This window comes from Flavobacterium amniphilum, from assembly GCF_023634845.1.
In the GTDB taxonomy this organism is placed as follows: Bacteria; Bacteroidota; Bacteroidia; order Flavobacteriales; family Flavobacteriaceae; genus Flavobacterium; species Flavobacterium amniphilum.
In genome coordinates this window covers 218,060-232,386 of record NZ_JAMLJL010000002.1, presented here as the reverse complement: position 1 = coordinate 232,386, position 14,327 = coordinate 218,060, and the positions used below count along the sequence as shown (strand labels likewise).

Sequence of the window (14,327 nt, the reverse complement as noted above, 5' to 3'; positions counted from 1 at the left end):
CACAGAATTTTTTGCGTCAACCCACAAATGACGGTGCTTAAAGAATTCCGGTTTAAGAGTCTAAGGAAGTTTAAAAATCTAAAATTCTAAGATGTCTAAAAAAATGTCATGGTTTTTGCATGGCATTTGTCATGGGAAGAATAAATAAAAAACAGAATCAAAGGACAGCGTTAGGGCTAACACAGGAAGAGTTGGCCATTATATTAAAAGTTCCGATAAGCCGGATAGCGATGTACGAAACCGGAAAACGCGATTTACCTGCTCAGGCGGGTTTAAGCCTGACGTATATGAGTATTCATTTACTGGAAAAACAAAAGCAGGAGTTTGTACATCCCGGTCTGAAGGAGGAAAATTCAAAAATAATTGAATTCCTGGAAGATGAACTGAGAAAGAATGAACGCAGTCAGCATAAATACCGTAAGATGATTGAAGACATTAGGGAGAAGTATGAAAAAGGTATCGCTAATTTGTATCTTTCCGAATATTTCGCAGCCAAAGAAACAAATGATGACAGACCTTCAGATAAGCATGCTGATTATTTGCATTTAATCGCTAAACAAAAAATTAGTGAAAACGGTCCGGCTGCACAAAAGAAAGCAATGCTCCAACTCGAAACCCTCAAATGGCAGCACAGTCACCTGAAAGGGGAGTTGAAGAAGTACTTAGTGATTAGTCCATAGTCCTTAGTAAATAGTCTTTAGAAATTAGTAAATTGTCTAAGAGTCTAAGAGTCTAAGAAAGTCTAAGTAGTCTAATAATCTAAGAAGTCTAAAGTGAATAGTCCATAGCTCTTAGTCCTCAGGAATTTGTAAATTGTCTAAGAGTCTAAGTAGTCTAATAATCTAAGAAGTCTAAAAATGTCTATCAATCTACCGGAAGATTTCCGGCAAAACATACTACAATACCTGCCGGAGGCATGGCTCGACCGCTACGGGAATTTTCTGGATGAGGAAAATTTCGGGCGGTTTCATGCGAACCTGATTGCGATGATGATCAAAGGACAGTCCAAAGATTTGCTTCCACAGTATAAAGAAGAAATCCACATTGACCTGAAAGAGTTGCTCACGCAGTTCCGGAAGTTGTATGCCACACATCAAACGGTTGAAGACTTTACAAGGGAATATGCCCGTCTGCTAACGGAATTACCGTTTATCCAATTGCTGGCCGTGATGGGGCAACGCTTCACCGAGTCGAGTGCCACCGACGAGACTGCCTTGCCGCCCAAAAAGGAAACACTCATTAAAAGCTGCCTGCTACCGTATAACATTGAAATCACACAGGCGAGACGCGCCTGGGAGAAACACCTCGGCCGGGGCCATACTGATTTCTGGGGCGCCATGGAAGGCAACACCGCCAAAAAAGAAAAGCAGGTCCGCAAACTGGTGGAGCACATTATCGAACACGCCACCTGGTGGAATGTGTTCTTTCATTACAAGCACGGACTCGTATATGAAATCCGCATCCCAAACGGTAACGGGATCCGCTGGAACAGGGAAGGGAGTGAGTTGATTGGTTTTCTGGAGCCGTTTATTGAAAGTTAATGTACTTTTTGTATTACGTATTTATACTGAATTTAATATTTTTCTTACGGGATGTGGTTGGTTTTTATTATATTAGTGAAGATTAGTCATTTTAGCATTATATGTTGAATGAATTAATATTTTAAAAATTTATGGCAATAATAATTTAAAGATTAGATAGAGATTTAAAACAAAAGACAAATGAAAACACTTAACATAATTTCTTTATTTATCTGTGGAATTTCAATTGGTTGGTTAATTGGACTATCTGTTTCATCAGTTATTCAAACTGTCATAAGTTCAATTTTAGCAATAATTACAAGTGTAATTACTTTATTGTTTAGTTTAGAAGATGGTTCAATCAAGGAAAAACTCAATGATAAATTAGGAGTAATTAATATTTTACCATTGGCAGTTTTTTTAATTGGTCTTTCATTCTCAGCTACAATAGGAATCTATGCTAGAACAAATGATTGGTTCGGTGTTAACCCTGAAAATTTTAAAAAAAAATGGGAACTAAAGGATAAAGATTCTTCTGGAATAATAAAAAATTTATATGATAAATTGCATGGGGCAGAAGCTAAAGAAACTGACGATATAAATCATGGGGTTCTCTTCAATATATCGGAAAATTGTAATGACTTATTAAAGTTAAATGATGCCGAAACTTTAATTTCCGAATTACAATCATTAAGTCCAGAATGGCAAATTTTTACAGATTCAGTTGAAAATGATGTTCCCCAAAAAGATCAAATTTTGGTTTTGAAAGAAAAAATTTTACTCAATTGTAAATAAAGTTAATATGAATCTAAAAACTAAACATTTACTTTTTTTTCTTTTTTTTACTAAAATTGTTTATAGTCAAGATTTATCTGATTTAAATAGTTCTGTTGTAAAAGTTGTCTATTCATGTAGAGATATTGGAAAAGCAAAATCAGGAACAGGATTTGTTTGGAAGAAAAGCAATCAAATTGTAACTGCTTTACATCTAGTAACAGGTAACTGTTCTAATGGATCGATTAATATTTTTATTCCAAGTAATAATACTTATACAAAAGGTGTTTTTTATAGCGCTAAAGTTGTTAAGATATTGAAGTCGGCAGATCTGGCAATGCTCGAAGTGAATATACCGAAACTTAAACCTCTAAACTCTATTAGTTCAAATCTTTTTATTAAACAGAATGTTGAAGCTTTAGGTTATCCGCTTGGTGCACCAAGTAAAAGAAGTATTCAATTAAGAATTCCATTTAATGAAAGTAAAAAACTAAGGCCGAACCTTCCTTCAAGTATTGTTGCAGAACTTAATAAATTGAACTTTAATCCAGATATAGAAGTTGTCCATTTTCAAGGCTCTCTTTTGCCTGGATTATCTGGAGCTCCTATTTTTAATAATAAAGGGCAAATAATAGCAATTGGAAATGGGGGACTTAATAGAGGTCAAGTTGGCATTTCTTGGGGAATACCATCTTCAAAAATTTTAGATCTTGAAAATTCAATTGAAAACATCAATAATATAGATGATAGCTTTAGAAAGAGTTCTGAAATAGCATTCTCTTCCGAACTTCCAATTGATATGAATAGTTTCGGAGAAGATTTTCTAATTAAGGAGAAAGAAATATTACAAAAAGATATGTTTAAGATCCAAAATATCGAATTTTATAAAGTCGCACAAAAATCATTTTCTGATATTTTGAAATATTCCAATGATCAAAACGCCCTTACTGCTTTAATAAATTTATTTCAAAAAACTAATCTCACAAAAACAGAATTTGATATTTATAGGAATTTTGAAACTGGTTTGACTTTTGTATTACCACATGATTATAAAATAATTAAAAAAGGAAATGAAACAGAATTTATAACTTCACACAGATCATTGCACATTAAGTTGAATTATTACAAACTTGCAAAAAACTATGATATTATGGATGAACTATGTGAAAATGGAAGACTCAATAGACCTATTGATTCTATATCTTCGTGGCAAAGAAGCCCAAATTATAGTTACCCAGCTCCAATTTTAACGTTCGATGGGCAATATATAAATCGTGAAGGATATGGGAAAAATTCGTTTGTGAATGGTTCAACTAATATCCAACAATTAGAATTTCAATTTATTACAACTGCAAAAAAGAATAAAGATTTATTTTTTCTTTCATTAACAGATGATGAAGGTAGTACTGAGTATAATCAAAATTTATCACTTTGTTTACAAGATGACAATAATTCAATGTGTGAAGATGTATTGACAAAATGGAATGAAATTGCTAAACTGGTTTTTTGTCAATATCTTTTCTCGTTTTCTACTTAATTTACTTTAAAATCATTAGTAAACAATGATACCAGGATATTATACATTAATTGCAGCTTTACTTGGAGGAGCTTTAACTTTAGCTGGACAATATCTTTCGTCATTTTTAACATCAAACCGAGATAAGAAAAAAATGAAAATGGAGCTTATAGCTGAAGAAAGATTTCTTGCCTATTTATTATCCCAATATTATGCTTTATATATTCAAGAAATTACACATTCAGCATATTTTTTAAGATTGGCTGCAATTGCTTTTGAGTTTGATAAGAATGTAGATAATGAGGAATTGTATAAGTCTGCAAATGAATCACTTAGTATTTTGCAAGAGTTTGATGAGAAAATTAGATTAGCGAACGCAAACTATTTTAAAGTAATAACATATTTTACAAATTTGACTAAAAAAAGAAAGATTATTATTAGTTTGTTTAATGATTTGAGAGATTTTGTTGAACCTAAATTTAGCTTTGAAAAGTGTAGAAATGTTATTGAGCTTAATGAAGCAAGAGAAAAAGAAAAAAAAAGATTGACTGAAGCATATAGTTATTTTCCAAATACATATAATAGGATATCCGAAGAAATGAAAAAATCTGTCTAGATTTTAATTTTTAAATGCAATCAGTAAGTTAAACATGGAGAAAATTAATAAAATTGGATTCAAGCAAATAATAGTACCTATATCAATAATAATATTAATAGTTATTGTATTGCCATTAGTTTTATACTTCTGCAATTTCAATGATGGTTTATCTTCAGATGCTACAGACTGGGCTGAATTTGGAGGTTATATTGGAGGTGTGTCTGGCACATTTCTAAGTTTAATAGCAGTATTCTTTTCTTTATTAAGTATTTATTACAGTTTGCAAATTGCAGAAAAAGTTCAAAATACTGAAGTTTCAATGATTCATAGTTTGAATAAACCATATCCTTTTTTAGATATGCACAAAGGACCTAAAAAAACTGTAATCACATTATGTAATCATGGAAATGGTCCTTTAATAATAACAAAATGGTACTTGGAATGTAATAATCAAACCTATAGAAATTTTGAAATTCTTTTATCTGAAAAAAAAGTAGACAAATTTTTCGATTTTAATTATATAGATATTTTGCATAATACATCTCCAAAACCTATTTTGGCTCCCAACTCAACAAAAATACTTTTTAAGATAGAACCCAAGGGCTATGATCCAAGCGTATTTGAATTTTTTCAAGAAAAGTGTAGAAAACAATTTGAAAATGGGTATTTAATTTTTGAATATGAAGATATGTTTGAAAATAAATACACATTTAGGCAGTCATTGGATTTTTTGAAAAAATGATAATTCCCCGCTACCGCGCGAATCCTTTCGCGTGGTACTTTTAATCTAAAATCTTATAAAGAATTAAATTCAAAATTAAAATTATTTAGTTTTTCATTAATAATAAATGTTCATTTGTAAAACCACGTGAAAGGATTCGCGCGGTAGCGGAGGAATTATTCAGGGCTTTTTTGTTTTATATTATCTATTCAGCTTATAGTTTTTTACTAAGTTTTAGAGATAACCAAATCAGTTGTTTAAGTTGGTTTTTGGTAACGAATTAAAAGCTTTAGGCCTTGTGATTACTAAGATGAAATCAAAAATGAAGTAAAAAGTAATAGTAAGTTCTCTTTTATATTGTTAGTTTTGCGGCCCAATTTTCTTTACTATCATTCTATTACAAAATCCCCGATAAAACAAAAACAGGAGTAAACAATTACATTTCTGCCTGATTAAACATAAGTGAAATGATTATATGCCAATGAAACTAAATGTAAACAAAATTTTAGGAACTATTTTCTCTGTCTTAGCATTTACATTTTCTTCTTGTAATGAAGAAACTGAAAAGTCAAGTTCCAAAGAAGAAATTAAATTCCAAAAAATTTCTTTAAGAGAATTGAGAAGTCAACAAAATAATTCCAGATCTTTTTCTAAAGTTCTTCAAATAGTTGATGATTTTAAAAAAGGAAAGTCAAAATCTACTATTAATCGAGGAGTTGATCTTAACAATTATTATGTTGATGAAAATGATGGCTCTTATATTGAAAGTAATGGGACAAAGACCTATACTTTCCCAATTTATGATTTAACTTCTGATGAATTATATGTCGAAAACCTTGTAATTACAGCAGGATTAAATGGAGAATATGAATCAGCCATTGTAAAGTATAATGTAACTAAAGATGAATTGCAGTCAGGTATTTTTGATGGACAGGTTAGACCTGTTAATATTGTAGGTAAAGAAACTGTATATGTATGCAAGATTTTATTTTGTTATAATGATGGTCATGGTAGTGGTGGAGTAGCACATCTTGCAGGTAATAATTGTACAAATCCAGCTTTTTTATTTTATGTAGTTGTACAATATGGAGGTTCAGGAACAGGAACAGGAACAGGAACAGGAACGGGGACAGGAACAGGGACAGGAACAGGGACAGGAACGGGAACGGGAACGGGAACAGGTACTACTGGCGGTGGCATTATAACAACTCCTGTTGGCGGTACTCTTACTACCGTTCAAAGACAATTTTTAAATAGTCTTAGCTTTCGCGAAGAGTTTACTCAATTTGATTATTATGCAACATTACCGGTTCTTAGTTATGTTAACACATCAACAACTAATTACAATAAAGCATTAAGTTATCTTAATTCAAATGGAAACATTAACTTGTGGCTTGCTGAACAAAGTGCAGAAAATCAAACTGCAGTATTCAATTATTTGATTCAAAATAATTTTTCAAGCATTAGTTCTAATTTTATAAAACAATTGATTAATTATTGCGCATCAAATCCCAATATCAATGTTGAAAATTATGTAAAGGTAAAAATGTGGGAGCAAACGAAAATTAATTCTAATAATTTAAAACCTTGTATGCAGAGTCTTATGAATAGTATCGCATCTCTAAAAAAGGGCAGTGTAGCCCAGGTTGTTCAAAAATTTAGCGGTAATACACCAGGATTTAATTGGATAATGAATAATGGGGATTTACCAGCTGGTACTTATGGTGTTACAAGTACGCGATATAATGCTGCGACAGGTACCGTTACTACAACTTTTGATGCTGATAATTTTGCTTCAGCATCCGAAATAGCAATAGTTAGAACAATATTGCATGAGGTTATACACGCTTATATAATTGCTGCATATTATAATTCTACAAATAGTACACAATTAGAGTTATTATTAGGGCCTCAGTTTACAACAATACATATTAATTCTAATCACGATTTTATAGCAAACAACTATTTAGCACCTATTGCAGATGCTTTGCAAGAATATGGAATTTCGCAAGGTTATAATCTTCCAAGACAGTTTTATGTTGATATGGCATGGGGTGGATTGACACATGATCAAAATACAGGAGTTACAAATCCAATTTTCGAGCAAATGGTTCCAAGAGTTGCTGATAGAAACAGAATTTTAGATACCTTGTCTATAGAAACGAAAGGGAAAGACGTTGATGGAAATGAACAACCGAAAAAAGGAAAAAACTCTGGATGTTAAACAATAATTTATTTTTGAATATGAAATTTTTATATGCCATTATCATATTGATATCGACTAAATCATTCTCACAAAAAATTGAAGGAATGTACCGTTGGTGTGATCCGGTCAATTCAATGTGCTCAGATTATAATTTTAAAAAAGATAACTTTGAAATTATTAGAAACGGCCATTCGGACATAAGTTATAAAGATAGAGGCTATTATTTAATCTCAAATGATACATTAGTAATGATGTATAATAACCCTGTCGATAAAAGGGTAGAGGTCATCAATAAAATGAAAGTTAATGATGCATTGGGCAACAATGTTAAAATGACAAGTTTTGAAATTCAAATCTTTAACAGTGACAACTCAGTTTCCAGAGGAGCAACAGTTGTTCTGATGGATAAAAACAGTAAAGTCATTAAGGGCTTTATGGTTGATATGGAAGGAAAAGTTGAAATCACTATTTCTGATAACACAGAGGTTGATAAAATTTCTTTTGCCAACCTGAATGATGAAGTTGTTGTTGATTTTAGAGATTATATATATTATAAAACCAAAGTAAAAGTAACTTTGTCCTTGGATCAAACAAGAAATAATTTTTCAAAAGGAATTAAGAAATATTTAATCCAAAAAGGAAAAAATAAAGAAGAATTACGTCTTTTAGATATTCAAAACAAAGAACTTATTCTACTGAAAAAAAAATAAGCAGAATGGTTTAAGTTCACGGTTAGTAATTAGTCTCACATCCAAAAGCCCTGATATACATCAGGGCTTTTACGTTCTATATTTTCCTTTATAAACTTCATGACATTTTTTTATAGATTAGTACACAGTAAATTTTGTCCTACTTGATTTACGGCGGGCCCCCGCTACCGCGCGAATCCCTTCGCGTGGTACTTTTAATCTAAAATCTGATAAAGAATTAAATTCAAAATTAAAATCACTTAGTTTTTCATTAATAATAAATGTTCATTCGTAAAACCACGGGAAAGGATTCGCGCGGTAGCGGAGGTATGAAATCCGGATCGCTAATGGCAACGGGATTCGCTGGAATAGGGAAGGGAGTGAGTTGATAGGTTTTCTGGAGCCGTTTATTGAAAGTTAATGTACTTTTTGTATTACGTATTTATACAGAATTTAGTCTTTTTCTTACGGTATGTGGTTGGTTTTTTGTAGATTGGGATTGTAAATGTGTTCATAATTTGATTTATGAGAAATATTTATGAGCTGTATAAAATTTATTAAATCTTACATTAAACACAAAATTATGGAACAGCAACAACATCGAAGACGAAAAAAATTACCTATAAAACCAAGAACTTCTAGCGGTGGTGGTGGAAAATCTCCTACAACTGATTTTCTAAGTTCAATTACAGGTGGAACTCCAAACAATAGAAACAGGAAACTATTATTGAGAAAAAAAATCGCAAAAGTTACATTTAATGAAAAAGCTTTGCCAATTGAAACTCAAATATATCTTGATACAGATAACATAGAAATCGCAGAAAATTTTTATAAAGAGTTTATAAATTTCGTAGAAAAATTTGACTTTAAAGTAGATAAAGAATACCCATCGAAACTGGGGTCTTGGTATAAGAATTTATGGTTGAAAATTATTCGTGTGGTTACACATAAAGAAGTAACCTCAAGAGTTGAACAATTAGAACGAGCTTTGCAATTAAAGCATATTGATAAAGTTCAATCTGAAGTTGATTTAAATACAGCTGAAGCAATAGCCCGTTTAAATGAAAGCTCAAAAGATATTCCAAATTTTGCAGTTTTGGTAGGTAGTCTTTTATATGCAAAATATACAGATAAAGACGAGATCAAAGTTTTTGCACAAATTCTTACACAAGAGCAACTAAGAATAGTAAAAGAAAATCAAAACCTCATTAGTAATCCATTCAAGTTAATTAATAAAATGGAAGAGGTTGAAGTTGAGATTTTAGCGAAAACAAAAAAACTCAAGGAAGGTAAATAATTACCATATAATTATGGTTTTCTGCAATGCTTGGTTAGTTTTTTTCAGTTTCCCCCCGCTACCGCGCGAATCCTTTCGCGTGGTACTTTTAATCTAAAATCTTATAAAGAATTAAATTCAAAATTAAAATCATTTAGTTTTTCAATTAATAATAAATGCTCATTTGTAAAACTTCGCTAAAGGATTGGCTTCGCCGAATTTCATTTCGCGAGGTAAAGGAGGCATTCCAAAATATCTCCTTTTTATTTTAATCTTTTTCTTACAAATAAAAAACACTTTCAGTAGATTTGCACCATCTTATAATATGATGCATAACTTTTTATGAGGATAAAAATCAGGTAAAACAATATGAAGCATTCCTTATAAATGTAAGATTATCATGCAGACTAAAACCATCCATAGATTTAAAAATACTGAAATGAAAAATATTAGATACATGTTTTTGTTATCACTTCTGTTTGGGTTTACAACCTACGCACAGGGAACTTACTATAAATTGAATGATAATCAGACGCTCAATCAAATAGAATATGGTAATTTAGAGAAAGCGATGAGGGCAAGTGGTATTACTCCTAAAATTGTAAAGACTCAGGAAAGAAATGATTCCATCATTAAAACCATCGGTTTATTTGACAGCAAAACCGAAGCTAATTATGATAAATTCAGGGAAGGCATCGGAACTTCTTTTAAAATTGAAAAGTTTAAGGATAAAAGCGGAAATTATTATTCTCACGATTACCTAAAGAATAAGCCAACCGTGGTTCATTTTTGGTTTACAACCTGTACTCCCTGCGTTGCTGAGATTCCAAACTTGAATATCATGAAAGCCAGATTTAATGATTCGGTAAATTTTATCGCCATTACTTTTGAAAAAGAAAAGTTAGTCACAGATTTTTTAAAAACGAGACCTATTAATTTTGAGCATATAGTAAATTCCCAAAAGCAATTGGATCAGTTGGACATCAAATATTATCCTATGACTTTGCTTCTGGATAAAGACGGGAAAATAGTTGAAGTGTATTCCCAAATCAAGCTTTTTGATGAAGAAATTAATAGTAAGCTAAAAAGTTTATTATAAATAGGTAAAAACCAGATCGGTTTCAGTTTAATAACAACCTGTAAACTCACGCAAAAGCCTGATGTAATTCAGGACCTTATTTGATTCAGTTTCGCGATCGATCTTATACTTCCTCTAGACATAATTTATTCCGGGTTTTAATTTTACGTATTAATACTTAACGACATATACAAAAACGCGTAATCCCTTTCTGTTACTGGAAAAAAATTAACAAAACGTACGGTTATACCATATTTATGTTGGCTTCAAAAAACTATTTTTGCAGTCCTTTTCTTATGTTTTTTTTAAGATATATAACTTGCTTTTGTATATACAAGTTATAAAACAGGAGTAACAAAATCATTTCTGCCTGAGTAATAAGTGAAATGAAATATAAGCCAATGAAATTTAAAATGAGCAAATTAGTAGCAACAGCCTTAACAATTGCTGCAATGGTATTTTCATCATGTGAAAATGATTCTTATGATGGATCGGATAATGGGAATTTAAAAATTTCGAAAATATCACTTAAAGACCCTTTGATTCAGAAGAATACCAAACTAATTCAAGAAGCCAAAAAGATTAAATTAAAACAACAAGCACAATCTTCCGGTAAGATTGTATATGATAGCATCAACGATTTTTATTTTGATGATGAGAACGGAATATTAGTTGAAGATGAGAATGGACATAAATCTTATACCTTCAAAATTTATAGAAATAAGCCAACTGAAAAATTAGAGAATATTGTATTTAACTTAAAGGAAGACTCATCTTATGAAGCTCTTTTAACAACTTATGACTTAAATGAAATTGAAAAAGAAAAGCTTTTTAATGATGAAACTTTCACCCCTGTGGATACACCCTATATAACTATAGTTGGCAAAGCAACTGATCCGAAATGTGATACAGTTATAGATCATTGTACCGCAGTTTATATGGACGGAGTAGTGTACTATGTAGTTACTTATGCTAACCCATGTCCACAAGGCTCTGGTGGTTCTGGTTCTCCTAACGGTAGTTCTGGCACAGGTAGTACTGGTGGTTCAACTGGAGCTAGTACAGGTGGTTCAACAGGATATACACCATTACCTACATTGCCAACAGGAACAACACAAGGCTCATCTTCAAGTGGAAGCGGTACAGTATTGACTACACCAGTTGTTGGGGGTGGGTCATCGATTGTAGGTATGCCACTTACAGATAAACAATCGAATTTTTTGAGAGATTTAGGTTTTTTAAGAGAAGAGTTTAGTCAATTAAATGTCAATGTTGTTATGCCGGTATTGAATTACATCAATACTTGTAACGCTACCCAATATATGTCAGCACTAAATTACTTTAGAAGTCTTAACTATATGTGGCTTGCGGAACAAAGTGAGTATAATCAAATTTCGATTTTTAATTTTTTAATTCAAAACAACTTTTCTCTTCAGAGTAAAGATTTTATAAATACTTTTATTACTCAATCTATTTCAACTCCTGAATTGCAATTAGATTTCAACATGTCATTAAAATCACCATCTTTTATCGATATGTCATCAGTAATGGGGAACAGTCCTGAAGAACTTAAATTCAGAGAGGTATATAATTTGGTATGTACATCTCCAAACTTTAAAAATTTATTTATTAGTCTTTTTGGTTCAAGTCCTTTATTTAATGTAAAATTTCAAGTTGCAAACCTTCCTCAAAATCAAAGCCAGATAACATCCGGAAGATGTAAAATGTTTAATTCTATACTTAACTCTAATCCTTTTAATCTAATACAAATTGACAGAGAATTTTTATTAACTCGCTCAAAATTTGAAGTTGCGCAAACTATAATACATGAATGCATACATGCATTTCTAAATATTAAACTCAGGAATCCATCAATTGGTATGACAATCGAAACAATTAATAATCTTGATTTGCAAAGTTGTATAAATACTTATTATAATGGATTTTCTGGAAATCAGACACAACATTCATTTTTTGTAGATCATATGATACCAATTTTGGTTGAAATCTTTCAAGATATAAAAGACTTAGTTATCACATCTGAACAGGCTAATCAGCTTGAAAACCCAACTAATGGAGCCGCTATTATTTATCAACCATTAAATAACCCTCCAATATTAGGAGGTATTTCATCAACACAAGTTAGTTGGAATTGGGATACTTTTTTTACATATTTCTCATATACCGGTTTACAGAACTGTTCAGCTTTTCCTTTTTCAATACCAAGAAGTGCCAATCATATTTTTCTTAATGACAATGATTATTATTTTTATTATTACATTTCAGCATTCAATGCCGTCATAAATCCTTAGAAAAAATGAAAAAAATAATTTTATTAATAACAGTACTCAGTTGCAGCAGCATTTTTTCACAAGACTTTGAAAAATTGAATTCTCGGGATACTGTATATCTCTATTTTGATAAAACAAAATCCTTTGATGATTTGCATTTGAAGTATTTAAAATATGATTTTAGCGAAACTTATAGTTACCAGTATCCGGATGGAGATGCTATAAGTTTCAGTGTGGATTTACATAAGGAGTTCAGAAAGACTATTTGCAAGAAGAAATCTTTTATTGAGCAGAACAAGAGTAAAGTCTTTTATATTGATGATTTTCACAAGTCCACTTTCTCGAAAATTGTTTTTTTGTTAGAAAGCAAGAAAATTAGGGTTTATATTATTGATGCGGCACTTAACAAAAGAAACAAAATTTATTTGAAAGTTGCTAAGATGATGAATATGGTCCCAACAACTATGTAATATTTAAAGATTGAAAATGTAATGGAAGAAACTTTTTCACAATTTAGTATTGGACTTTTTTTGATTCAATTAATTTGTTTAATCGTCTTAATTGGATTATTAATGTTTTTATTTAAAGCTTTTAAAGGTTTATCAAAGTACTTAAAAGAAAAATAAAATGACTATATTTTAATCATACAAAAGCCCTGACATGCATCAGGGCTTTTCACTTCATATTTCCCGGACAAATATTTTTTATCTATTAGCATAGCAAATAGCGTCCCATTTTAATTTAAAACATATATTTATAGTTGTATACCCAAACCATCAATAAACCATGACCATAAAAAAATCGATAATTAGGTTACTGTTTATTTTGCTACTGGTTTCCTGTCAGAATAAATCAGAAAATGTGTATGTAAAACTATTAAATAGCGAATTGGATGATTCAAAAGTATTTTTGACTGAAAATCTTACCCAAATTGGATCGGCCATTGAATTTAAAGTCGGTGATTATCCATTTCTAAAACCCAGCTATGACAGTCTGAAGATTGCCAATGACAAAATTGACCACATGATAGCACATCCTGTAAAGACGAAGGATAAAGACACACTCAATAAATTAAAAACCGACCTGGAAAATAAATATAAGTTGGCCCTTACTTTTAAAGGTTTATCGTTGGAAAACAGCCTTGATGAAGAACTTTATTTCAAAATTGTAGAACTTGACTTGTTGAAAGCGAAATACAAACTAAACGAAAGTTATTTTACAAAACATTGTAATATAGTTGAATAGCAATTCCCCCGCTACCGCGCGAATCCTTTCGCGTGGTACTTTTAATCTAAAATCTTATAAAGAATTAACTTCAAAATTAAAATCATTTAGTTTTTCATTAATAATAAGTGTTCATTTGTAAAACCACGCGAAAGGATTGGCTTCGCCGAATTTCATTTCGCGCGGTAGCAGAGGGGAGATTATAATTTTAAACATAGTCCGAAAACCATCATGGAAGAAAAAATATTTTGTACCGAAAAACTGGATTTTAAAGACCGGATAAAAAAAGGTTTACTATTTAAAATCCTGGCTTTTTTTATCTTTTTTTCAATGATTCTTCTTTCTGTTAAGGGCAACGATGCCGGAATTTTTGAATTAATCTTCGCCCTATATCTTTTAACGGTAACAGTGGTTATAATCCTGCGCGAATAATT

At 31.2% G+C, this 14,327-nt stretch carries 14 protein-coding genes; all 14 read left to right on the top strand.

The genetic code is table 11. From position 1 onward, the window contains the following. The first annotated feature begins 131 nt into the window (after nucleotides 1–131). The 14 genes from NAT51_RS02925 to NAT51_RS02860 all read left to right on the top strand — a co-directional run bounded on the left by NAT51_RS02925 (nucleotide 132) and on the right by NAT51_RS02860 (nucleotide 14,325). On the top strand, nucleotides 132–680 hold the full coding sequence (locus tag NAT51_RS02925) for a helix-turn-helix domain-containing protein (RefSeq protein WP_250594962.1): 549 nt from the start codon (nucleotides 132–134) through the stop codon (nucleotides 678–680). A gap of 177 nt (nucleotides 681–857) precedes the next feature. Then, complete coding sequence (locus NAT51_RS02920; RefSeq protein WP_250594960.1) at nucleotides 858–1,541, top strand: hypothetical protein; 684 nt, start codon at nucleotides 858–860, stop codon at nucleotides 1,539–1,541. A gap of 180 nt (nucleotides 1,542–1,721) precedes the next feature. Further along, nucleotides 1,722–2,315, top strand: coding sequence for a hypothetical protein (locus tag NAT51_RS02915; protein WP_250594958.1), 594 nt, complete (start codon nucleotides 1,722–1,724; stop codon nucleotides 2,313–2,315). 7 nt (nucleotides 2,316–2,322) lie between these two features. Continuing rightward, on the top strand, nucleotides 2,323–3,831 hold the full coding sequence (locus NAT51_RS02910; RefSeq protein ID WP_250594956.1) for a S1 family peptidase: 1,509 nt from the start codon (nucleotides 2,323–2,325) through the stop codon (nucleotides 3,829–3,831). Between the two features lie 25 nt (nucleotides 3,832–3,856). Next, on the top strand, nucleotides 3,857–4,426 hold the full coding sequence (locus NAT51_RS02905) for a hypothetical protein (protein ID WP_250594954.1): 570 nt from the start codon (nucleotides 3,857–3,859) through the stop codon (nucleotides 4,424–4,426). Nucleotides 4,427–4,460: 34 nt separating this feature from the next. Next, nucleotides 4,461–5,150, top strand: coding sequence for a hypothetical protein (locus NAT51_RS02900; RefSeq protein WP_250594953.1), 690 nt, complete (start codon nucleotides 4,461–4,463; stop codon nucleotides 5,148–5,150). A 460-nt stretch (nucleotides 5,151–5,610) separates the two neighbouring features. Beyond that, nucleotides 5,611–7,353 carry a hypothetical protein gene (locus NAT51_RS02895; protein WP_250594951.1) on the top strand — a complete coding sequence of 581 codons (1,743 nt, stop codon included), beginning with the start codon at nucleotides 5,611–5,613 and terminating at the stop codon, nucleotides 7,351–7,353. Between the two features lie 20 nt (nucleotides 7,354–7,373). Further along, the gene (locus NAT51_RS02890) at nucleotides 7,374–8,045 is read left to right on the top strand and encodes a hypothetical protein (protein WP_250594949.1); all 672 of its coding nucleotides are present in this window, start codon (nucleotides 7,374–7,376) and stop codon (nucleotides 8,043–8,045) included. 562 nt (nucleotides 8,046–8,607) lie between these two features. Beyond that, on the top strand, nucleotides 8,608–9,321 hold the full coding sequence (locus tag NAT51_RS02885) for a hypothetical protein (protein WP_250594947.1): 714 nt from the start codon (nucleotides 8,608–8,610) through the stop codon (nucleotides 9,319–9,321). A gap of 418 nt (nucleotides 9,322–9,739) precedes the next feature. Further along, nucleotides 9,740–10,399, top strand: coding sequence for a TlpA family protein disulfide reductase (locus NAT51_RS02880; protein WP_250594944.1), 660 nt, complete (start codon nucleotides 9,740–9,742; stop codon nucleotides 10,397–10,399). Nucleotides 10,400–10,779: 380 nt separating this feature from the next. Next, nucleotides 10,780–12,690, top strand: a complete 1,911-nt coding sequence (locus NAT51_RS02875; protein WP_250594942.1) for a SprT family zinc-dependent metalloprotease — start codon at nucleotides 10,780–10,782, stop codon at nucleotides 12,688–12,690. A 5-nt stretch (nucleotides 12,691–12,695) separates the two neighbouring features. Next, the gene (locus NAT51_RS02870; RefSeq protein ID WP_250594941.1) at nucleotides 12,696–13,139 is read left to right on the top strand and encodes a hypothetical protein; all 444 of its coding nucleotides are present in this window, start codon (nucleotides 12,696–12,698) and stop codon (nucleotides 13,137–13,139) included. A 316-nt stretch (nucleotides 13,140–13,455) separates the two neighbouring features. Then, a complete protein-coding gene (locus NAT51_RS02865) occupies nucleotides 13,456–13,914 on the top strand; it encodes a hypothetical protein (protein ID WP_250594939.1) in 459 nt (152 codons plus the stop codon). A 210-nt stretch (nucleotides 13,915–14,124) separates the two neighbouring features. Beyond that, entirely contained in the window at nucleotides 14,125–14,325 is a 201-nt protein-coding gene (locus tag NAT51_RS02860; protein WP_250594937.1) for a hypothetical protein, read from the top strand. The last annotated feature ends 2 nt before the right edge of the window (nucleotides 14,326–14,327 follow it).